The sequence below is a fragment of the Streptomyces tendae genome, assembly GCF_008632955.1.
Lineage (GTDB): Bacteria > Actinomycetota > Actinomycetes > Streptomycetales > Streptomycetaceae > Streptomyces.
Genome location: NZ_CP043959.1, coordinates 1,614,246 through 1,636,084 on the forward strand (window position 1 = coordinate 1,614,246; position 21,839 = coordinate 1,636,084).

The following is a 21,839-nucleotide window of genomic DNA, read 5'->3' on the forward strand; positions in this document are numbered from 1 at the left end:
CCGACTGAACAGGCAACACGGTAAGAACTTGCCGTACGGAAACCCCCGTACGGCCTGGTACCTCGCGAGTCGAAAGCAGGTCGAGATTGCGATGAGCACTCGATGAGTACGCGATGAGTACGCCCATGAACTAGCGACGGTCCGGACGCAACCCGGACCTCAAAGGAGCGAAGTGGCTAAGGTCCGGGTCTACGAACTCGCCAAGGAGTTCGGTGTAGAGAGCAAGGTCGTCATGGCCAAGCTCCAGGAACTCGGTGAGTTCGTCCGTTCGGCGTCTTCGACGATCGAAGCGCCCGTAGTACGCAAGCTGACTGACGCCTTCCAGCAGGGCGGGGGCAACGGCAAGTCCGCCGCGAAGCCCGGCGCGCCCAAGAAGGCTGCCCCCAGGCCCGCGGCGCCCTCTCCGGCGCAGGCGGCCCGTCCGGCTGCTCCCAAGCCGCCGGCCGCACCCACGCCCGCCGCGGCCCAGCCGCCGGCGGCTCCGTCGGCGCCCGCGCCGGCCTCCGGCAATCAGCGTCCGACGCCGGGCCCGCGCCCCGCGCCGCGTCCGGCCCCGGCCGCTCCGGAGTTCCAGGCCCCGCCCGCCGCGGCCCAGGCTCCGTCCGGCCCGAAGCCCGGCGGCGCGCGTCCCGGTGCACCCAAGCCCGGCGGTCGTCCCGCCGGTCCGGGTCAGGGCCAGGGCCAGGGCGGCCAGGGCCGTCCGGCAGGCCAGGGTCAGCGTCCCGGTGGCGGCGCTCCGCGTCCGGGTGCCCGCCCGGCCGGTCCGCGTCCCGGCAACAACCCGTTCACGTCCGGTGGCTCCACCGGCATGGCCCGTCCGCAGGCGCCGCGTCCGCAGGGCCAGCGTCCCGGCGGTCCCGGTGCCCCCGGCGCCGGTCCCCGTCCCCAGGCCCCCGGCCAGGGCGGCGGTCCCCGTCCGCAGGCTCCGGGCGGCGCGCGTCCCACTCCGGGCGCGATGCCGCGTCCGCAGGGCGGTCCCCGTCCCGGCGGCGGCCCCGGCGGTCCGCGTCCCAACCCCGGCATGATGCCGCAGCGTCCCGCTGCCGGCCCGCGTCCCGGCGGTGGCCCCGGTGGCCGCGGTCCGGGCGGTGCGGGTCGTCCCGGCGGTGGCGGCGGTCGTCCCGGTGGCGGCGGCGGCTTCGCCGGTCGTCCCGGTGGCGGTGGCGGCGGCGGCTTCGCCGGCCGTCCCGGTGGCGGCGGCGGCGGTGCCGGTCGTCCCGGTGGCGGTGGCGGCTTCGCCGGCCGTCCCGGCTTCGGTGGCCGTCCCGGCGGTCCCGGTGGCCGCGGTGGCACGCAGGGTGCCTTCGGCCGTCCCGGCGGTCCCGCGCGTCGCGGTCGCAAGTCGAAGCGGCAGAGGCGCCAGGAGTACGAGGCCATGCAGGCCCCGTCGGTCGGCGGCGTGATGCTGCCTCGCGGCAACGGCGAGACCATTCGCCTGTCGCGCGGTGCGTCGCTCACCGACTTCGCGGAGAAGATCAACGCCAACCCGGCGTCGCTCGTCGCGGTCATGATGAACCTCGGCGAGATGGTCACCGCGACCCAGTCCGTCTCCGACGAGACGCTCCAGCTCCTCGCGGACGAGATGAACTACACGGTTCAGGTCGTCAGCCCGGAGGAGGAGGACCGCGAGCTGCTCGAGTCCTTCGACCTGGAGTTCGGCGAGGACGAGGGCGACGAGGGGGACCTGGTGGTCCGTCCGCCGGTCGTCACCGTCATGGGTCACGTCGACCACGGCAAGACCCGCCTCCTCGACGCCATCCGCAAGACGAACGTCATCGCGGGCGAGGCAGGCGGCATCACCCAGCACATCGGTGCCTACCAGGTCACGACCGAGGTCAACGAAGAGGATCGCAAGATCACCTTCATCGACACCCCGGGTCACGAGGCGTTCACCGCCATGCGTGCCCGTGGTGCCAAGTCGACCGACATCGCGATCCTGGTCGTCGCGGCCAACGACGGCGTCATGCCGCAGACGGTCGAGGCGCTCAACCACGCCAAGGCGGCCGAGGTCCCGATCGTCGTCGCGGTCAACAAGATCGACGTCGAGGGCGCGGACCCGACCAAGGTGCGCGGTCAGCTGACCGAGTACGGCCTGGTGGCCGAGGAGTACGGCGGCGACACCATGTTCGTCGACATCTCCGCCAAGCAGGGTCTGCACATCGACAGCCTCCTCGAGGCCGTCATCCTCACCGCGGACGCCTCGCTCGACCTGCGTGCCAACCCCACGCAGGACGCGCAGGGCATCTCGATCGAGTCCCGGCTCGACCGCGGCCGTGGTGCCGTGGCGACCGTCCTCGTCCAGCGAGGCACCCTGCGGGTCGGCGACACGATGGTGGTGGGCGACGCCTACGGCCGCGTGCGCGCCATGCTCGACGACAACGGCAACAACGTCGCCGAGGCCGGACCCTCGACGCCGGTCCAGGTCCTGGGCCTGACCAACGTCCCGGGTGCGGGCGACAACTTCATCGTCGTGGACGAGGACCGTACGGCCCGTCAGATCGCCGAGAAGCGCGCCGCCCGTGAGCGCAACGCCGCGTTCGCCAAGCGCACGCGCCGCGTGTCGCTGGAGGACCTGGACAAGGTGCTCAAGGCCGGCGAGGTCCAGCAGCTGAACCTGATCATCAAGGGTGACGCCTCCGGTTCGGTCGAGGCCCTCGAGTCCTCGCTGCTCCAGCTGGACGTCGGCGAAGAGGTCGACATCCGCGTCCTGCACCGCGGCGTCGGTGCGGTCACGGAGTCCGACATCGACCTGGCGATGGGCTCCGACGCCATCGTGATCGGCTTCAACGTGCGCGCCGCCGGGCGTGCGCAGCAGATGGCCGAGCGCGAGGGTGTGGACGTCCGGTACTACTCGGTCATCTACCAGGCGATCGAGGAGATCGAGGCGGCCCTCAAGGGCATGCTCAAGCCGGAGTACGAGGAGGTCGAGCTCGGTACGGCGGAGATCCGCGAGGTCTTCAAGTCGTCCAAGCTGGGCAACATCGCGGGTGTTCTCATCCGCTCCGGCGAGGTCAAGCGGAACACCAAGGCGCGTCTCGTCCGAGACGGCAAGGTGATCGCGGAGAACCTCAACATCGAGGGTCTGCGTCGCTTCAAGGACGACGTCACCGAGATCCGCGAAGGCTTCGAGGGCGGTATCAACCTCGGAAACTTCAACGACATCAAGGTCGACGACGTCATCGCGACGTACGAGATGCGCGAGAAGCCGCGCGTCTGACCGCAGCAGCACGCGATCGGGGCCGGTCGGCGGAAGCGAATTTCCGTCGATCGGCCCCGGCCGTTGCGTGTACGGTTCCCGTATCGGTGCCGCAGCGGCGGCGCCCTTCCCCACGGGGCGGCTCCGCCCGGACCGGGGAGATGCCTATCCCGAGCCGGCGGGACATCCGGATGCACACATGTATGTGGGGACTCTGTCCTTCGACCTGCTCCTCGGCGACGTCCACTCGCTCAAGGAGAAGCGCTCCGTCGTCCGTCCGATCGTCGCCGAACTGCAGCGGAAGTACGCGGTCAGCGTGGCGGAGACCGGGAACCAGAACCTGCACCGCAGGGCCGAGATCGGCCTCGCGGTGGTCTCCGGGGAATGGGACCACCTCACCGACGTCCTCGACCGCTGCGAGCGGCTGGTCGCGGGGCGGCCCGAGGTGGAACTGCTCTCGGTTCGACGCAGGCTCCACAGCGACGAAGACTGAAGCAAGACGCAAGCACTTAAGGAGACGGACCAGTGGCCGACAACGCGCGCGCCAAGAGGCTGGCGGACCTCATCCGAGAGGTGGTGGCCCAGAAGCTGCAGCGCGGGATCAAGGACCCGCGGCTCGGCTCGCACGTCACCATCACGGACACCCGGGTCACCGGTGACCTCAGGGAGGCGACCGTCTTCTACACGGTGTACGGGGACGACGAGGAGCGGCAGGCGGCCGCGGCCGGCCTGGAGAGCGCCAAGGGTGTCCTGCGCTCCGAAGTGGGCCGGGCGGCGGGCGTGAAGTTCACGCCGACCCTCACCTTCGTCATGGACGCCCTGCCGGACACGGCCCGCACCATCGAGGACCTCCTCGACAAGGCGCGCCAGTCCGACGCCGCGGTGCGCGAGGCGTCCGCGGGCGCCACGTACGCCGGCGGGGCCGACCCGTACCGCAAGCCGGAAGACGACGAGACGGACGACACCGCCGAATGACCCAGAAGCCCACCACGCCCGACGGCCTTGTCATCGTGGACAAGCCGTCGGGCTTCACTTCGCACGACGTGGTCGCCAAGATGCGCGGCATCGCCCGCACCCGGCGGGTCGGCCACGCCGGCACCCTCGACCCGATGGCGACGGGCGTCCTCGTTCTCGGAGTCGAGCGGGCGACCAAGCTCCTCGGCCACCTGGCGCTGACCGAGAAGGAGTACCTCGGGACGATCCGGCTCGGCCAGACCACGGTCACCGACGACGCCGAGGGCGAGATCACCGCCTCCACCGACGCCTCCGGGGTCACCCGCGAGGGCGTCGACGCCGGGATCGCCGAGCTGACCGGCGACATCATGCAGGTGCCGTCCAAGGTCAGCGCCATCAAGATCGACGGGGTGCGCTCCTACAAGCGCGCCCGGGAGGGCGAGGAGTTCGACATCCCCGCCCGGCCGGTCACCGTGTCGTCGTTCTCCGTGTACGACGTGCGCGAGGCCGTCGCCGCGGACGGCACCCCGGTGCTGGACCTCGTGGTCTCCGTCGTGTGCTCCTCCGGCACCTACATCCGCGCCCTCGCCCGTGACCTGGGCGCCGGCCTGGGCGTGGGCGGTCACCTGACCGCGCTGCGCCGGACCCGTGTCGGGCCGTACCGGCTGGACGCCGCGAAGACGCTGGACGAGCTCCAGGAGAAGCTGACGGTCATGCCGATCGCCGAGGCCGCCGCGGCCGCGTTCCCGCGCTGGGACGTGGACGAGCGCCGGGCGAAGCTGCTGACCAACGGAGTCCGCCTGGAGATCCCGGAGGAGTACGCGGGGCGGGGCGCGGTGGCGGTCTTCGGGCCGGGGGAGCGGTTCCTGGCGCTGGTGGAGGAGCACCGGGGGAAGGCGAAGAGCCTGGCGGTCTTCGCCGTGTGAGGGCGGCCCTTCCGGGGCTCCGCCTTGTTCCGGAGAGCTGCTGAGCCGGCCCGTCCAGCGTTTGAGGACGAGGCCCGCCAGGGCCGATGCGGGGGTCTGGGGCTGCGGCCCCCGGGGTCGGGATTGGAAGGGGCGGCGGGGGCGACTCCTGGTCGCCGAGGCGCGCCGCGGGGCCGCTGCAGCCGCGAGGGCACGCGTCGGCAGGTCCGTGTGCATCGCCTCTGCGCTGCGACGGCGCGCGGCTTCCGGTGCGCCTTCGTCCGCGGGGCGACGGGACCCACAGGGACCGCGTCTCCTCGAAGCGCCGGATGCCGCCCGTGGAGCGGCGTCACGGGGATGGACATGCCGCCGCTCCACGGTCCCCCTCGGTTCCCCCACCCCTAGGGTTATCCATCGGCCCCCCTCTGTTCACCCGCCTGTACGGGCGCTCGGAGTGAAGCGGGGAGTGGAAGGGGGCGCGTTCGCCGACCGATCTGTGCCGCTGATCATTTGGCGCCTAATGTCGCGGGCAAGGCACCAGGTACGGCACGGCAGGAGGCTCCAGGATGCCGTCGCTCGACCGCTTCCCAGGGGAGCCGGCACTCCAGGGCGGGCACGCCCTCGAGCGGGTCCGGGACGCGGACCCCGGTTTTGTCGCGTTCCACGACCTGGCCGGCCGCCCGCGCGGCACCGGCTTCGTGGCCGACCGCCGCGGCACGGTGATCACCAGCCACGAGACCGTCGACGGGCTGCCCCGGCTCGTATTGCACGGCGCGGACGGCCGGTACGGCATCGTGGCCGCCGACGCCGTGACGCCGCTGCCCGCCCTCGGTCTGGCCCTGGTGCGCGGCGGGGACCTCGGTGTCGCCCCCCTGCCGGTCACCTCCCGGGGAACCGTCCGCACCGGCGCCTATGTCCGGATCCCCGCCGGGGGCTGGCGCGAGGCGCGGGTGCTCGGCACGGCCTCCGTGACGTACACCGCCACCGACCGCACCCACCGGGTGCACGGTGCCCTGGAACTGGCCGTCGGCACCGCCGGGCGGGACGCGCTGCGGCTCGGCGGGGGAGCCGCGGGCGGCCCGGTGCTCGACCCCGCCACCGGCACCGTCGTCGGAGTCCTCGGCACCGCTCTGCGCACCGACGTCTCCGACGTCGGCTTCGCCGTCCCCCTGCGTCCGACGGCCCCCGCCCTCGCCGCGCTGCTCGTGGAGAACGCGGCCACCGTCCCCGCCTACGGGGTCGACCTCAACCTCGCCGGACTGGTCGGGCTGACCGCGGCCTCGGTGGCACTCCACGCGCCGTCCACACCCGTGGAGCCGGTCGAGCGGCACGCCGTACGCGCGCGGTTGCACGCCTTCGAACGGGGCACGGCCGCCGTCCTGGGCCTCGTCGGGCCGCCCGGCAGCGGCCGCAGCACCGAACTCGCCGCCCTCGCCGGCCGGCGCCACCGCGAAGGGCTGCCGACGCTCTGGCTGCGCGGAGCCGACCTGCGCGCGGACGACACCTCGGTCGCCGACGCCGCCCGGCGCGTCCTGGAGCGGGCCGCCGCCGAGGTCGTCGCCCGGATGCCGTTCCCCCCGCAGGACGTCGGCGACCTCGCACCGGAGCGCCTCGCCCGGCTCGCGCACAGCGCCGGGCGCCCTCTGCTGCTGCTCCTCGACGACCCCGAGCACATGCCGTCCGGCCTGTTCCGGCGCCGTGCCGCGTGGACCGAGGGCACCGTGCGCTGGCTGGCGGAGACGGGCGCCCGTCTGCTGGTGTCCTGCGGCGCCGAGTTCGCGGAGGAGGCGGGCCTGCCGGCCGTCCCGCCGCACCAGGGCGGAGCGGGCCCCGACGGGCTCCCGCCGTGCGTGGACCTCGGCGACCTCACGGCCGACGAGGCGCGCGAGGCACGCGCCCGGCTCGGCATCCCGGAGGGCGCCCTCACCGACGCCGACGCGGCCCACCCGCTGGCCCTGCGCATGCTCGCCGAGGTGCGGTCCGACCTCGCCGGAGCGGCGCCCGAGGGGCCCGTCGACCGCGATGGCGTCCTCACCGCGCACCTGGACCTGACCTGCCTGCGCATCGCCCGGCGCCTCGGCGGTGGCACCGGTGCCCGGGGCACCGCGGTGCGCCGCCTGGCCGCCCGGGTCGCCGGGAAGGCGCACGAGGCGGCCCGCCACTGCCTCGGCACCGAGGACGGCGCGCTGGACCGGGAGACGTTCGAGAGACTGTTCCCGGCGGCCGTCCCCGCCGATGGTTCGGGCACCGGCCCGCGACGGAAGGGCGAGTCGACGGGGTGGGCCGACGCCGTCTCCGCCGCTGGTTCCGGTACCGGCTCGGATGGGTACGGCGAGCGGGTGGGGTGGGCCGACGCCGTCTCCGCCGCTGGTTCCGGAACTGGCTTGGTCCTGCGCGGTGAGCGGGCCGGACGGGCCGACGCCCGCTACGCCGCTGGTCCCGGCACCGGCCCGGACCGGAACGGCGAGCCGGTCGGAGGGACCGAGGCCGTCCTCGCCCCTGGTTCTGGTACCGGCCCGGGTGGGTACGGCGAGCGGGCGGGGTGGGCCGCGGCCGGGTACGCCGCGGTGTCCGGTACCGGCCTGGACAGGTGTGGTGAGCGGGGCGGGTGGGCCGACTGGGCCGACGCCGTCTCCGCGCGGGTCCGGCTCCGGCCCGGGCCGGCACGGTGAGACGGCAGGACGGGCCGACGCCGTCCTCGCCCAGGGTCCGGTACAGGCCCGGGCCGGCACGGTGAGACGGCAGGACGGGCCGACGCCGTCCTCGCCCAGGGTCCGGTACAGGCCCGGGTCGGCACGGTGAGACGGCAGGACGGGCCGACGCCGTCCTCGCCCAGGGTCCGGTACAGGCCCGGGCCGGCACGGTGAGACGGCCGGATGGGCCCACGCCGTCCTCGCCGAGGGGCTCCTCGTCCCCGCCGGGGACGGCTACCGCTTCGCCCACCAGGAGCTCGCCGACTGGCTCCAGGGCGGCCACCTGGACCTGGACGGCGCCCTGCACACCCTCGTCCACGCCCCGACGCCGAGACCGGCCCCGTGCCCCGCCACCGCATCGGTCCGGTCGTCCAGGCCCTGCTGTCCCTTGCCCGTCGGCAGGGCACCGCCAGGCTCGCCTCCCGGCTGGCGGACCTGACACACGCCCTGGACGCCGACCCCGGCTCCTGGTGGGCCGCCCGCCTGCTCACCGGCACCCTCGCCCGCGTGCCCGACGCCGGCCCGTACACGGACGTGCTGCGACTGCTCGCCGACCGCGTCGTGGCCTGGCGGGAGCAGCGGCGGACGGTCCCTGACGAACTGGGGCCTGCCTTCTGGACCGGGCTGCGGCTGCCCGTGGAGACGCGGTGCGCCCTGCTGCGCCGCCTGGTGCCGGCCGACCGCCCCCCGTGCGAGAGCGGCCCCCGCTTCCTGGACGCCGCCGCCGCGCTGCTCACCGCCGACCCCGCGACCGTACTGCCGTACCTGGTCCGCTGGTTCGACGACGAACGGCTGCTGCCCGCCACCCCGCACGCCACCGTGGCGACCGCCGCGCAGGCGCTGCTGCACACCCACCGCCGCGCCGCCCCGGACGCGCTGACCGAGGCGCTCGTCGACAGCGCGCACCGGCGGGCCGACGAACTGCTCACCGTGCTGGCCGAGGAGGAACCCGGTGCGATGTGCCGGGCCGTGGACCGCTGGGCGGAGGACCCGCGCCCCGCCCGCCGGGCCGCCGCCGTCGCCCACGGCCTGCGGGTCGCGCCGTACGCCCGCGACCTGGGCGACCGCACCCTGCTGCGGTACGCCGCCCTCGCGGTCCTGGTCCGCACCGCCGACCGCGCGCTGCACGGCGGTGCCCTGGCCCTCCTGGTCCGCGACCCCAACAGCAGGGACCGGCACCTCGCGCGCGCCCTGGACCGCTTCGCGGCCGGCGACCCGCACTTCCCGCCGAGCGCCCTCACCGACGCCCTGACGACGCACCCGGAGCCCGTGCTCGACGCGTTCCGCACCAGGCTGGCGCAGGGGGCGGACGCGGACGAGACCGTCCGCGCCCTCGCCGACGCCGCCACCCCCGCCCTGGCCCGGCCGGTCGCGGCCGTCGTCCGGGAGGCGGTCGTACGGCGACCCGATCTGACCGGCTGCGTGGCCGGGTACGCCGACCGGCACCTCGACCTCGGGCCCGCCGCCCGCGCGGTGCTCCGGCCGCTGCTCACCGAGCTGCTCGACGACGGCCCGCAGCCGCTGCGGCTGGCCCTCGCCGACGTCCTCGCCGCGCCCGGCACCTCCGCCTCCCGCCCGCTGCGCCGCGCCCTGCTCGACACCCTGCTCGCCCAGGAGACCGACCCCGGTGTCCTGGACGCGGTCCTGCGCGCCGCCGTCCGGAACACCGGCCCCGAGCTGCGGGTGCTCGTCCACCGTGCGGCACTGCTCCTGGTCCGCACGCCCGAGGGTGCCGCCCGCTTCGACCTGGCCCTCGCCGACCTGGCCCGGCACGTGCCGGGACTCGCGACGGCCGTGGCCGGCTGGCTCACGGACGCCCCCCACGTGTGGGGACCGCTGGTCGGGTCCGGCACCCGGGAGGTGATCGACGAGCTCACCGGCGTGGTCGTGCCCGTCTGACGCGACCCGGCGCGTGCGCGTCGTCACACAGCACCCATGCCGATGCGAGCCGACGGCACCCGGCATGGCACCCTTAGAGCTGCGCAGAGAAGTCCACGGACTCGGGTTCGTCCGACAAGGTTTCGACAAGGAGCAGTCACAGTGCAGCGCTGGCGTGGCTTGGAGGACATCCCCCAGGACTGGGGGCGCAGCGTCGTCACCATCGGCTCCTACGACGGAGTGCACCGCGGTCACCAGCTGATCATCCGGCACGCCGTGGAACGGGCCCGCGCCCTGGGCGTCCCCGCGGTCGTCGTCACCTTCGACCCGCACCCCAGCGAGGTCGTCCGCCCCGGCAGCCACCCCCCGCTGCTCGCCCCGCACCACCGGCGCGCCGAACTGATGGCCGACCTCGGCGTGGACGCGGTCCTCGTCCTGCCCTTCACCACCGAGTTCTCGAAGCTGTCCCCGGCCGACTTCGTGGTCAAGGTCCTGGTGGACAAGCTGCACGCCAAGGCGGTCGTCGAGGGCCCCAACTTCCGCTTCGGCCACAAGGCCGCGGGCACCGTGCAGTTCCTCGCCGAGCAGGGCAAGGTGTACGACTTCGAGGTCGAGGTCGTCGACCTGTACGTGAGCGGCGAGGCGGGCGGCGGCGAGCCGTTCTCCTCCACCCTCACCCGTCGGCTGGTCACCGAGGGCCAGGTCGAGGGCGCCGCCGAGATCCTGGGCCGCCCGCACCGGGTCGAGGGCGTCGTCGTCCGGGGTGCCCAGCGCGGCCGTGACCTCGGCTTCCCCACGGCCAACGTCGAGACGCTGCCTCACACCGCGATCCCCGCCGACGGGGTGTACGCCGGCTGGCTGCACGCGCAGGGCGAGGCCATGCCGGCCGCGATCTCCGTGGGCACCAACCCCCAGTTCGACGGCACCGAGCGGACCGTCGAGGCGTACGCCATCGACCGCGTCGGCCTCGACCTCTACGGCCTGCACGTCGCGGTCGACTTCCTCGCCTTCGTACGCGGCCAGGCGAAGTTCGACACCCTCGACGCGCTCCTCGAGCAGATGGCCCAGGACGTCGACCGCTGCAAGGCCCTCGTGGCCGAGGCGGAGAAGGCGTAACCGGCACCGTCCCGTCGGGGGAGCGGCCTGGTTCGGTCAGCCCTTCGGCGTCCCTTCGCCCTCCGTCGCGTGGGCCCAGTGGCAGGCCACCTGGGGTGTGCCGGTGCCGTCGGGGACGCCCGGGTCCGTGGTGCGGCAGGCCTGGGCCACGCCCGCCCGTTCGGCCTCGCCGCTCGCCAGCACCTGGCAGCGCGCGTGGAAGCGGCAGCCGGAGGGGATCCGGGCCGGGTCCGGCGGCTCGCCGGTGAGCACCACCGGCTCCCCGGAGGCTTCGGGGAGCACGGACAGCAGCGCCCGCGTGTACGGGTGCCGTGGCGCCGTGAGCACCTGCTCCACCGCGCCGGTCTCCACGATCCGCCCCAGGTACATCACCGCCACCCGGTCGGCGATGTTCCAGGCCAGCCCCAGGTCGTGCGTGACCACCAGGGCGGACAGGCCCAGTTCGTCGCGCAGCCGCAGCAACAGTGCCAGGATCTCCCCGCGCACCGACGCGTCGAGCGAGGCCACCGGCTCGTCGGCGACGAGGAGTTCCGGCTCCAGCACCAGCGCGCCCGCGATCACCACGCGCTGCCGCTGACCGCCGGACAGTTCGTGCGGATAGCGCAGGAAGAACCGCTCCGGGGGCCGCAGTCCGGCCCGGGACAACGCGTCCGCGACCACGGCCCGCTCGTCCCCCCGGTGGCCGTGGATGCGCAGGCCCTCGGCCACCGCGTCGTACACGGTGTGGCGCGGGTTGAGCGAGCCGCTCGGGTCCTGCAGCACCAGCTGGACGCGTCGCCGGTACGCCTTCAGGGAGCGGCCGGAGTACCGCAGCGGTTGCCCGTCGAAGGTCACCCGGCCGGTCGTGGGTTCGACCAGCCCCAGCAGGGCGCGGGCCAGGGTGGTCTTGCCGCAGCCGGACTCGCCGACCAGGGCGACGATCTCACCGGGACGGATGTCCAGGTCGACACCGTCCACGGCGCGGGCGTCCGGGGCGCCGTGCCGGCCCGGGAAGGTGATGTGCACGTCCCTGGTGCTGAGCAGGGGGGAGCCGGTCATGGGGTGCTGGGCCTCGCTTCCTCCAGGGGGTCCGGGCCGCCGGCCGTGCCGTCGTCCCGGTCGGTCACCCGCACGCACGCGGCACGCCGGCCCGCACCCGCGTCCCGCAGCGGCTGGTCCTCGGTCGCGCAGGAGTCCAGCGCCACCGGGCACCGCGGGTGGAAGGCGCAGCCGGACGGCAGCGCCGTGGGGTCCGGCGGGTCGCCCGGCAGACCGCGCGGCGCGAAGCGCGACGCCGGGTCACCGATGCGCGGGAACGCCGCCGACAGCGCCTGGGCGTAGGGGTGGCGGGCGGCCTCGTAGACCTGTCCCGCCGGGCCCTCCTCGATCACCCGGCCCGCGTACATCACCGTGAGCCGGTCGCAGGTGCCGGCGAGGACCGCCAGATCGTGGCTGATCATGATCAGGCCGACGTCCTGGTCCGCGACCAGTTGCTCGATCAGGCGCAGGATCTGCGCCTGGATCATCACGTCCAGCGCGGTCGTCGGCTCGTCGGCGATGATCAGCCGCGGGTCGCAGGCCAGCGCCATCGCGATCATCACGCGCTGCCGCTGCCCGCCGGACAGCTCGTGCGGGTAGGCCGACGCGCGGGCGGCCGGCAGACCGACGTGTTCGAGGAGCTCCCCGGTCCGCTTCCGGGCCCCGGCCGCGGTGGCCCTGCGGTGCAGGAGGATCGGCTCGGCGATCTGGTCGCCGATGCGGCGCACCGGGTTCAGGCTGTGCATCGCGCCCTGGAACACGATGGACGCGCCGGCCCAGCGGACCGCCCGTACCCGGCCCCACTTCATGGCCAGTACGTCCTCGCCGTCCAGCAGGATCTCGCCGCCGACCTGCGTCCCCGCGGGCAGCAGGCGCAGCAGCGCCAGCGCGAGGGTGGACTTGCCGCAGCCCGACTCCCCGGCGATGCCCAGCTTGCGGCCCGCCTCCAGGCGCAGGTCCACCCCGCGCACCGCGGCCGCGCCGCCCGGGTACGTGACCGTCAGCCCTCTGACGTCCAGCAGACTCAACGGGACACCCCCAGCCTGGGGTTGAGGACGGACTCCACGGCCCGCCCGCAGAGCGTGAACGCCAGCGCCACCATGGCGATGGCGATGCCCGGCGGCACCAGATACCACCAGTGCCCGGCACTGATCGCCCCCGCCTCCCGGGCGTCCTGCAGCAGTCCGCCCCACGAGACGACCGTCGGATCGCCGAGCCCCAGGAACGCCAGGGTGGCCTCCGCCAGGATGGCCGAGGAGATGATCAGCGTCGTCTGGGCGAGCACCAGCGGCATCACGTTGGGCAGCACGTGCCGGCTCATGACGTGCCAGTGCCCGCCGCCGAGCGCCCGTGCCCGCTCGATGTACGGCCGTGTCTCCACGGCCAGCGTCTGCGCCCGCACCAGGCGGGCCGTCGTCGGCCAGGTCGTCACCCCGATCGCCACGACGATCGTCAGCAGCGAGCGGGACATCACGGTGGCCAGGGCGATCGCCAGCACCAGGGTCGGCATGACCAGGAACCAGTCGGTGATCCGCATGATCACCGTGGCGAACCACCCCCCGAAGTGCCCCGACGTCACCCCGATCACCGTGCCGATCAGGACCGACAGCACCGCCGCGAGCAGCCCCACCAGCAGCGACACCCGCGCGCCCCAGATCACCAGGCCGAACAGATCGCGCCCGAACCGGTCCGCCCCGAAGGGCAGTTCGGCGCTCGGGTCCTCCAGCGGGGCGCCCGGCGCGTCGGTCACGTCGGCGACGTCCGAACCGACCAGCAGCGGCGCGGTCAGCGCCAGCAGCACGAACAGCGTGAGGACGCCCAGGCCGAACAGCCCGGCCCGGTGCGTGCGGTACTGCCGCCAGAACCGCGCGGCCGAGGCCCGGCGCCGCTGCCACGCCATGGCCCGCGGGCCCGCGTCCCGCACCCGCGGGGTCTTCTCCGTCGTCATCGGCCCACCCGGGGATCGAACAGCGGATAGATCAGGTCGGCCAGCGTGTTCATCACGATCACCGCGGCGGCGAACACGAAGAACAGTCCCTGCACCAGCGGCAGATCGGGCACGCTGAGGGCCTGGTAGAACAGCCCGCCCAGCCCCGGCCAGGAGAACACCGTCTCCACCAGGATGACGCCGGCCACCGTCCGGCCGAGGTTGATGAAGATCAGGGTGACGGTCGGCAGCAGCGCGTTGGGCACCGCGTGACGCCGCCGTACGAGGTCGTCGCGCAGACCCTTGGCCCGTGCCGTGGTCAGGTAGTCGCTGCCCATCTCGTCCAGCAGCGCCGACCGCGTCACCAGCAGCGTCTGCCCGTACTCCACGGCCACCAGCGTCAGCACCGGCAGCACCAGGTGGTGCGCCACGTCCAGCACGTACGCGAAGCCCTCCTCGCCGCCCGACTCCATGCCCCCGGTCGGGAACAGACCGGGCACCGGCCCGATCCCCACCGACAGCGTGATGATCAGCAACAGCCCCAGCCAGAACGACGGCAGCGAGTACAGGGTCAGCGCCAGGCCGGTGTTCACCCGGTCGCCGAGCCGCCCGTGCCGCCACGCCGAGCGGGTACCGAGGACGATGCCGAGCACCGTGTAGATCACGAAGGCGGTGCCGGTGAGCAGCAGGGTGTTCGGCAGCGCCTCCGTGATCTTGTCCAGCACGGGCGCGTTGAACTGGTACGAGGTGCCCAGGTCACCGGTGAGCGCCTTGCCGCAGTAGTCGGTGAACTGCTGCCACAACGGCAGGTCCAGGCCGAACTGCTCGCGGTAGACGGCCAGTTGCTCGGCCGAGACCTGACGGCCACCGGTCATGAACTTCACCGGGTCGCCGGGGATCAGCCGGAACAGGAAGAAGCTGGTGACGAGGACGGCGAACAGGGACACGGCCGCGCCGGCCAGCTTGCCCGCGAGGTACCGCGGATAGGCGCCGGTGAGACCGCCTTGGCGAGGCCCACGGGAGGCGGCCGGCCCGTCCTTCACCGGACCGGCCGCCGCCCCCGTGGTCCCGCCGACGGATGCGGAGGGTGCGTCGGAGGTCATGGGTGCCGTTCGCCGCCTACTCGCGGTCCTCGGCCGTGGCCCGCCGCCGCAGCGCGACGAACACGCCCAGTCCGGCGAGGACGACGACCCCCGCGACGATCCCGATCACCACGCCGGTCGACGACGAGTCGCCCCCGCCGTCGGCCGAGTCCGCCGGCACCGCCGACCACCAGCTCCAGTAACCGTCCTGGCCGTAGATGTTGCCCGCCGCCGCCGGCATCGTGGTGATCGACTCGATCTGGTCCGTGCGGTACGCCTCGACGGCGTTCGGGTACGCCATGACGTTCATGTACCCGAGGTCGTACAGCCGCGACTCCATCTGCTTGACGAGGGCGGCCCGCTTGGCCGGGTCGTACTCGGCGAGCTGCCGGTCGTACAGCTCGTCGTAGGTCCCGTCGCAGATGAAGTTGTCGGTCGCACCGGTCTCCTCCGGCGTCGCGGGCAGCGCCGCGCAGGTGTGGATGGAGAGCACGAAGTCGGGGTCCGGGTTGACCGACCAGCCGTCGAACGCCAGGTCGTACTCACCGGCGAGCCAGGGATCGGTCACGTTGTCCAGGCAGTTGAGCGTGACCCCGATACCGAGGTCGCCCCACCACTCCTGGAGGTACTGCCCGATCGCCTTGTCGTTCGGGTCGGTCGCGTGGCACAGCACCCGGTAGACGACCGGTTTGCCGTCCTTGCCGACGCGCTTGCCCGCGCTGTTGAGCTTCAGACCGGCCTCGTCGAGGAGCCGCGCCGCCTCCTTCGGGTCGTACGCCAGCTCCTGCCCGGCCTCCGGCTCCCAGAAGTACTGCGCGTAGCGCGGCGGGATGTAACCGGCGCCCTCCACGGCGTGACCCTGGAACACCTTGTCGATGACGGTCTTGCGGTCCACCGCCCGGAACAGCGCGTTGCGCACCCGCTGGTCGAGCAGCGAGGGGTGACCGTCACCCATCTTCTCGCCGCTCCTCGTCCGCGCGCCCGGGTTGGTGGCCAGCGCGTAGAAGCGGCGCCCCGGCGCGTCGTTGACCTTGATGTTCTTCTCGCCCTTCAGCGAGTCCGCCTGGGCGGGCGTGAGGGACGGCGAGCCCGCGACGAACGACACCTCGCCCTTGCGCAGCGCCGACACCGCCGCGTCCTGGTCCTTGTAGTAGCGGAAGACCAGCTCGTCGAACTTGGGCGCCCCACGCCAGAAGTCCTTGTTCGCCTTCAGACGCACGTAGCTGTCCGGCTTGTAGTCGGTGAGCACGAACGGCCCGTTGCCGACCAGCGGAAAGTCCTTGTCGTTGTTGAACTTCGAGAAGTCGTCGACCTTCTCCCACACGTGCTTGGGCACGATCGGCACGTCCAGCGCCGTCATGGTGGCCTGCGGCTTCTTCAGCTTGATGACCAGCTGGGTGGGGCTGGGAGCGGTCACCTTCTCGAAGTTGGCGACGAAGCTGCCGTTCGCGGTGGCCGCGCCGGAGTCCGTCATCATCGTGTTGAACGTCCAGGCCGCGTCCTCGGCGGTGGCCTTCTTCCCGTCCGACCACGTGGAGTTCGAACGGATGGTGTACGTCCAGGTCAGCTTGTCGGGCGACGACTCCCACTTGGTGGCCAGACCCGGGATGACGTGGTTGTCCTCCGGGTCGTAGTTGGTGAGGTACTCGTAGGTGAGCCGGTGGATGCTCGTGCTGAGCAGCCGCACCGCGAGGAAGGGGCTGAGCGAGTCGACGCTCTGTGCCACCGCCACGGTCAGTGTGCTGCCGCCGTCGTCGGCCGCGCGGGCCTGCTGCGGGGCGGGATTGAGCGGAGTGGCGAACCCGGCGCTGAGCGCGAGCGCCGCGGCACCGGCCGCCACGACGAGCCGGGCCCGGCCGGCTGTGCGGTGGTGACCGCCGTACTGATCGTTCGTGTCCATGGGTCGCAGACCTCGCGTCATCACTCGCACGGGAAGGACGGGGTTGATCAGATGAGTGATGAGTGTGTCTATCAGCGGCTCCTGCGGGCGTCAACGGCGCGGACACCCCATGTGGCCTGCGGAAACGGCGAGTTGACGCAAAGTTTGCACCCATTGGTCGAGACCACTGACGCGTTGCTGGCCAGCGGCTGACGGCGCTTTTCGGCCACGCACGCGAAAGCGGCCCCTCGAAGGGGGCCGCTGTCACGTGAGGGCGCGGTCGTCCGGGGCGCCGGCCCTACTGCTGCGGGCCGGAATGCCCGGGGTGCCCCGGCTGCGGGGGATACGGCTGATCCGGCGCCTGCGGATAGGGCTGCGCCGGCTGAGCCTGGGGGTGTCCCTGCGGGGCGGGGGGCTGCGCGGGCGGCTGCCCGGGCTGGGCGGGGGGCTGCCCCGGGTGCCCCGGGTGGCCCTGCTGTCCGGGGTGGGCGTACGGCTGGCCCTGGTACGGCTGGTGGGGCTGCTGCGGGTACGGACCCGGGGCGGGCCGGCCGGGGACGGCCTGGCCCGGCACGTACGGACCCGGGGCGCCCTGACCAGGCGCGGGCTGTCCGGGAATCGGCTGCCCGGGGACCGCCTGCCCCGGCAGGGGCGGCGCGGCGACCGGCGGCGGGTTGCCGTCGGACGTCCACAGTCCGTGCGACTGCTGGTGCCGCACGAAGTCCTCGGCCACCAGCGCCGCGAGGTTGAAGTACGCCTCCCGCACCTTCGGCCGCATCATGTCGAGGTCCACCTCGGCACCGGCGGCCAGGTGCTCGTCGAACGGGACGACGAGCACGCCCCGGCAGCGCGTCTCGAAGTGCGCCACGATGTCTTCGACCTTGATCATCTTCCCGGTCTCGCGCACGCCGGAGATGACGGTGAGGGACCGGGACACGAGGTCCGCGTACCCGTGCGCCGACAGCCAGTCCAGCGTCGTGCTGGCGCTGCTCGCGCCGTCCACGGACGGCGTGGAGATGATGATCAACTGGTCGGCCAGGTCCAGCACCCCGCGCATGGCGGAGTACAGCAGACCGGTGCCGGAGTCGGTGAGGATGATCGGGTACTGCTTGCCGAGCACGTCGATCGCGCGCCGGTAGTCCTCGTCGTTGAACGTCGTGGACACGGCCGGATCGACGTCGTTGGCGATGATCTCCAGACCGGAGGGCGCCTGCGACGTGAACCGCCGGATGTCCATGTACGAGTTGAGGTACGGGATCGCCTGTACCAGGTCACGGATGGTGGCCCCGGTCTCGCGCCGCACGCGGCGGCCGAGCGTGCCGGCGTCCGGGTTGGCGTCGATCGCGAGGATCTTGTCCTGCCGCTCGGTGGCGAGCGTGGAGCCGAGAGCCGTGGTGGTGGTCGTCTTGCCGACGCCGCCCTTGAGGCTGATGACCGCGATGCGGTAGCAGGACAGCACCGGCGTGCGGATCAGCTCCAGCTTCCGCTGCCGCTCGGCCTCCTCCTTCTTCCCGCCCAGCTTGAACCGCGACCCGCCGGACGCGGGACGGCTGCTCTTCGCCTTCTGCTTCTTGCTGTTGAGCAGCCGGTCCGACGACAGCTCGACGGCGGCCGTGTAACCGAGCGGCGCGGCACCAGGGTTGGTGGGCTGCCGCTGGTCGTGCTGTACGGGCTGCGGCCAGGCCGTCCCGGTCCGCGGATCGACGGGCTGCTGCGGGGGCTGCGCCTGCTGCGGGACACCGGGGTGCGGCTGCTGAGGCGGCTGCGGCTGTCCGGGCGTGGCGGGCTGCTGGTGCTGCGGCTGCTGGGGGAAGCCGTAACCGCTCGGCTGCGCCGGGGAGTGGGGACACCGGAGCGGGCGCCGGGCACCGTGCGGGAAGCCGTAACCGGCGGGCGGCGCGGGCGGGTTCGGTGCCTGCGGCTGTTCCGGTGCGGGCGGAGCCGGGGGCCGGGCCTGCTGCGGTTCGGGTGCGGCGGGCGGGAATCCGTACCCGGCCTGGGGTGCGGGCGCACCCGGCTGAGGCTGCGGCTGTGCGGGAGGCTGGGCCGGGGCGCCCTGCTGGGGGAACCCGTAACCGGCTTGGGGCGCGGGCTGCTGGGCGTGCGGGAAGCCGTAACCGGCAGGCGATGCGGGCGGGTTCGGTGCCTGCGGCTGTTCCGGTGCGGGCGCGGGGGGAGCCGGGGGCTGGGCCTGCTGCGGTACCGGTGAGGCGGGCGGGAACCCGTACCCGGCCTGCGGCTCGGGCGCACCCGGCTGCGCCGGCGGCTGGGCGGGCGCACCGGCTGGGGGAAGCCGTAACCGGCCGGCGGAGCGGGCGGATTCGGCGCCTGCGGTTGCTGTGCCGCCGGGGCCGGCTGGGCCGGGGGAACCGGCGGGGGGTTCCAGGCGGCGGGCGCGGGCTGCGGCGCCTGCGGCTGGAACGGAGGCTGCTGTGCGGGCACACCACCCTGCGGCGTCGTTGGCTGCGCGGACCAGTCACCGGCCGACGGTGGGGCGGTGGGGTACGCGGGCGGGGCAGAGGGCACCTGCGGCACGGCGACGGGCGCGGCAGGCGGAACCGCGTCGACCGGCCCCGGGACGGCGTCCTCGGGCTCGTCGGCCCGGTCGTCCGCCCCGGCGGGAACCTCGTCCTCCGGCTCGGCGTCGACCTTCGCCTCGTCGTCCTGTTCCGCCTCGGCGCTCACCGGTGCGGCGTCGGCGGGCTCGTCTTCCGCCGTCGTTGCCTCGTCCGCCGTCGGCACGTTCTCGTCCACCGGCACGTCGTCGGACGGCACGGTGTCCTCGGGCGCGGTCTCCGGCTGCTCCTCCGCGGTGTCGTCCCGGACGCCGGCCACAGGGGACTCGTCGTCCTCCTCGGTCGCCGCGTCGTCCTTGACGGCTTCGGTATCCGCCGGACCGAAGGAGTCCGCATCGAGGCCGGCCTCGGCAGGGGTGTTCCCGGCCTCTTCCATCTGGCCGACGCCCTTTGCGACAAAGCTCTCTGACGACCCCTCGGCCTCCACGTCCTCCGTCTCGGAGTCCGCCGCTGTCGTCTCGGCGGCCTCGCGCTCGGCGATCTCCCGCTTCAACGCGGCAGCGGAGAAACGAATCGTGGCCCCGCTCTCCAAGTCGCCGTTGTCGAGGCCGAGGCCGTCCGACGGCTCCGCGGGCGCCGGGGCGGTCTGCGGCTCGGGCGACTGCGACGGGACCTGACCGACCGGCATGCTCGGCACGGCCGTCGGGGAAGCGGACGCACCGGACGGAGCGGAATCCCGCTCCTCGTCCTTGTCCGCCTCAGGTTCCGGCCGCTGCGGCTCGAACCCGCTGCCCACCGGAAGCCGGGGCACGGCCACCGGCCCCGCGGACGGCGGCGGGGGAGGCGTGAACGGCGCACCGGGCGCAGGAGCGGGGGGTGTGAAGGGGGCGCCCGGGGCGGGCGCAGGCGCGGGCGGCGTGAACGGTGCTCCCGGAGCCGGTGCCGGAGGCGTCGGCAGGGCGGACGGCCCTGAGGCTCCCACGGCGTGCGGCGGCGGAGTCAGTCCCGGCAGCGGAGGAACGGGCCTGCCGGAGGGAGCCGACGGCGCCGACGACGTACCAGGCGTACCAAGGGCACCAGGGGAACCGGAGGAACCAGCGGAAGGCGTCCCCCCGGCCTGCGACGCGTCCGACGACGAACCGGACGGCGACGTCCCCGAAGCGCTGCCCTCCGAGGCGTTCTGCGTGTACCAGGCCGGCGGCGCGTAGTCGATGGTGAACTCGCCCGTCGTCTCGACGGCGGACTCCGCGTCGGGCTGGCCATCGCCGGGGGTCGCCCAGCTCCCGTGCGTACCGTCCCGATCGCTGCTCACAGTTCCTCCTGATTGGTCGAGCACCCTCGTGCCGTGCTGGGGGCGACCATCTGCCCTCCCCGTAGGACGCCCACGCCCGTTGAACGGGTTCTGACGGCGTACCGGGCACCAGCCTAATCACCAGGTACCCCGCCCCGTCAGCCCCGTTCCCCCCACCCCGGCGGGCGCCCCACGCGCGGCGACACGGTCAACAGCCGTACGGAATCGCTACGTACAGGGCAAACACGCTCAGCTCGTCGGCAGACACGGCAAACGGGCGGCACGCACGCGCACCGCCCGTTTCCATATCTCCACACGACTACCCGGCGGCGGCAGCGGTCCCCTCGCCGCCCTCCGCCGGCTCCAGGTCGAACTCGCCGTCCCGCGCGCCCAGCACGAACGCCTCCCACTCGGCCGCGGTGTACCGCAGCACCGTCCCGGGGTCGAGGGAGGACCGCATGGCCACGGCGCCGCCGGGCAGGTACGCGATCTCCACCCGCTCCTCGTGCTCCTCCGTGCCCGGAGCGCCGTGCCACTCGACGCCGGAGATGTCGAGGGCGTAGAGCTCGTTCTTCTCCCGCTCCTTGCGTGCCTTGATCTCCTCAGCCGTCTCCGCCATGCCCCAGCGACCCCTTCCCGACGTACGATCGATCCGAGCGCTCACCCTAGTGGCCTGCCTCTTCCCTCCTGGCGGGTTCTCCGGACCGGGGGAAAAGCGCCCGTCACCACCTGGTACTCTGGGCGATGGCCGTTTGTGTACGCACCCCCGGAGCCTTTCGCTCTGGAGGCCGCGCCCAGCGGATCCCCGCCTTCCGAGTCATGGAAGACCCCCCGAGACGCAGACCGGGGGCACTCGGTGGCCACCACAGAATCACGAGGAGTACGCGTGTCGCTCGACGCCGCAGTGAAGAAGCAGATCATCTCCGAGTTCGGCACCAAGGAGGGTGACACCGGCTCCCCCGAGGTCCAGGTCGCTCTGCTGTCCCGTCGGATCTCCGACCTGACGGAGCACCTGAAGACCCACAAGCACGACCACCACTCCCGCCGTGGTCTGCTGATCCTCGTCGGTCAGCGCCGCCGGCTGCTGCAGTACCTCGCCAAGAAGGACATCCAGCGCTTCCGTGCGCTGGTCGAGCGCCTCGGCATCCGCCGCGGTGCGGCGGGCGCCAAGTAAGACGCCGTGGAGGGAGCGGTTCCCTGGGACAAGGGGGCCGCTCCCTTTGCTGTACGTGCGGACTGTCACCACGGCTTTGTAGTGTGGTAGCACAACGCAGTAACTACGACTCAGCGTGATGAGCCGCGTCGCATCGGGTAGGCGATCAGCGGACATCACACAGGGACGTCACCCGACGTCCCCCGAACGAGGGGAAGCGCACCTCGCCGCC

At 73.4% G+C, this 21,839-nt stretch carries 12 protein-coding genes and 3 pseudogenes; 7 read left to right on the forward strand and 8 right to left on the reverse strand.

Annotated features, from left to right (window positions below):
* Positions 1 to 172: 172 nt before the first annotated feature.
* The 6 genes and pseudogenes from infB (at position 173) to F3L20_RS07660 (ending at position 10,742) form a co-directional block, all read left to right on the forward strand.
* Positions 173 to 3,217: a translation initiation factor IF-2 gene (gene infB, locus F3L20_RS07630; RefSeq protein WP_150153265.1), complete on the forward strand. Its 3,045-nt coding sequence runs from the start codon at positions 173 to 175 to the stop codon at positions 3,215 to 3,217.
* A gap of 178 nt (positions 3,218 to 3,395) precedes the next feature.
* A complete protein-coding gene (locus F3L20_RS07635) occupies positions 3,396 to 3,689 on the forward strand; it encodes a DUF503 domain-containing protein (protein ID WP_024888503.1) in 294 nt (97 codons plus the stop codon).
* A 32-nt stretch (positions 3,690 to 3,721) separates the two neighbouring features.
* On the forward strand, positions 3,722 to 4,171 hold the full coding sequence (rbfA, locus tag F3L20_RS07640; RefSeq protein WP_145829851.1) for a 30S ribosome-binding factor RbfA: 450 nt from the start codon (positions 3,722 to 3,724) through the stop codon (positions 4,169 to 4,171).
* Positions 4,168 to 5,076: a tRNA pseudouridine(55) synthase TruB gene (gene truB, locus F3L20_RS07645; RefSeq protein WP_150153267.1), complete on the forward strand. Its 909-nt coding sequence runs from the start codon at positions 4,168 to 4,170 to the stop codon at positions 5,074 to 5,076. Before rbfA ends, truB begins: the two co-directional genes overlap by 4 nt.
* A gap of 545 nt (positions 5,077 to 5,621) precedes the next feature.
* Positions 5,622 to 9,647: pseudogene (locus tag F3L20_RS34450) on the forward strand (serine protease).
* Between the two features lie 141 nt (positions 9,648 to 9,788).
* The gene (locus tag F3L20_RS07660; RefSeq protein ID WP_150153269.1) at positions 9,789 to 10,742 is read left to right on the forward strand and encodes a bifunctional riboflavin kinase/FAD synthetase; all 954 of its coding nucleotides are present in this window, start codon (positions 9,789 to 9,791) and stop codon (positions 10,740 to 10,742) included.
* A gap of 36 nt (positions 10,743 to 10,778) precedes the next feature.
* On the opposite strand, the gene F3L20_RS07665 is transcribed toward F3L20_RS07660, so the two are convergent.
* The 8 genes and pseudogenes from F3L20_RS07665 to F3L20_RS07700 form a co-directional block, all read right to left on the reverse strand.
* Positions 10,779 to 11,780, reverse strand: a complete 1,002-nt coding sequence (locus F3L20_RS07665; RefSeq protein WP_150153271.1) for an ABC transporter ATP-binding protein — start codon at positions 11,778 to 11,780, stop codon at positions 10,779 to 10,781.
* Positions 11,777 to 12,787, reverse strand: coding sequence for an ABC transporter ATP-binding protein (locus F3L20_RS07670; RefSeq protein WP_150153273.1), 1,011 nt, complete (start codon positions 12,785 to 12,787; stop codon positions 11,777 to 11,779). The genes F3L20_RS07665 and F3L20_RS07670 overlap by 4 nt, the downstream gene beginning before the upstream one ends.
* Positions 12,784 to 13,707, reverse strand: a complete 924-nt coding sequence (locus F3L20_RS07675; RefSeq protein WP_150153275.1) for an ABC transporter permease — start codon at positions 13,705 to 13,707, stop codon at positions 12,784 to 12,786. Before F3L20_RS07675 ends, F3L20_RS07670 begins: the two co-directional genes overlap by 4 nt.
* Entirely contained in the window at positions 13,704 to 14,789 is a 1,086-nt protein-coding gene (locus F3L20_RS07680) for an ABC transporter permease (RefSeq protein WP_150153277.1), read from the reverse strand. Before F3L20_RS07680 ends, F3L20_RS07675 begins: the two co-directional genes overlap by 4 nt.
* A gap of 16 nt (positions 14,790 to 14,805) precedes the next feature.
* Entirely contained in the window at positions 14,806 to 16,668 is a 1,863-nt protein-coding gene (locus F3L20_RS07685) for an ABC transporter substrate-binding protein (RefSeq protein WP_150153279.1), read from the reverse strand.
* 277 nt (positions 16,669 to 16,945) lie between these two features.
* Positions 16,946 to 19,974, reverse strand: a pseudogene (locus F3L20_RS34265) (AAA family ATPase).
* 420 nt (positions 19,975 to 20,394) lie between these two features.
* Positions 20,395 to 20,499: pseudogene (locus tag F3L20_RS35555) on the reverse strand (hypothetical protein); the annotation flags it as partial.
* 274 nt (positions 20,500 to 20,773) lie between these two features.
* Positions 20,774 to 21,073 carry a DUF397 domain-containing protein gene (locus F3L20_RS07700; protein WP_150153285.1) on the reverse strand — a complete coding sequence of 100 codons (300 nt, stop codon included), beginning with the start codon at positions 21,071 to 21,073 and terminating at the stop codon, positions 20,774 to 20,776.
* 267 nt (positions 21,074 to 21,340) lie between these two features.
* Here F3L20_RS07700 and rpsO point away from each other — a divergent pair, with 267 nt between their 5' ends.
* A complete protein-coding gene (gene rpsO / locus F3L20_RS07705) occupies positions 21,341 to 21,628 on the forward strand; it encodes a 30S ribosomal protein S15 (RefSeq protein WP_006130415.1) in 288 nt (95 codons plus the stop codon).
* Positions 21,629 to 21,839: the final 211 nt, after the last annotated feature.

What these genes read in the sequence shown, in the direction of transcription:
- F3L20_RS07685 (WP_150153279.1), bottom strand. Translation starts at nt 16,668, where the DNA reads ATGGACACGAACGATCAGTACGGCGGTCACCACCGCACAGCCGGCCGG.
- F3L20_RS07665 (WP_150153271.1), bottom strand. Translation starts at nt 11,780, where the DNA reads ATGACCGGCTCCCCCCTGCTCAGCACCAGGGACGTGCACATCACCTTC.
- F3L20_RS07675 (WP_150153275.1), bottom strand. Translation starts at nt 13,707, where the DNA reads ATGACGACGGAGAAGACCCCGCGGGTGCGGGACGCGGGCCCGCGGGCC.
- F3L20_RS07635 (WP_024888503.1), top strand. Translation starts at nt 3,396, where the DNA reads ATGTATGTGGGGACTCTGTCCTTCGACCTGCTCCTCGGCGACGTCCAC.
- truB (WP_150153267.1), top strand. Translation starts at nt 4,168, where the DNA reads ATGACCCAGAAGCCCACCACGCCCGACGGCCTTGTCATCGTGGACAAG.
- F3L20_RS07680 (WP_150153277.1), bottom strand. Translation starts at nt 14,789, where the DNA reads ATGACCTCCGACGCACCCTCCGCATCCGTCGGCGGGACCACGGGGGCG.
- F3L20_RS07700 (WP_150153285.1), bottom strand. Translation starts at nt 21,073, where the DNA reads ATGGCGGAGACGGCTGAGGAGATCAAGGCACGCAAGGAGCGGGAGAAG.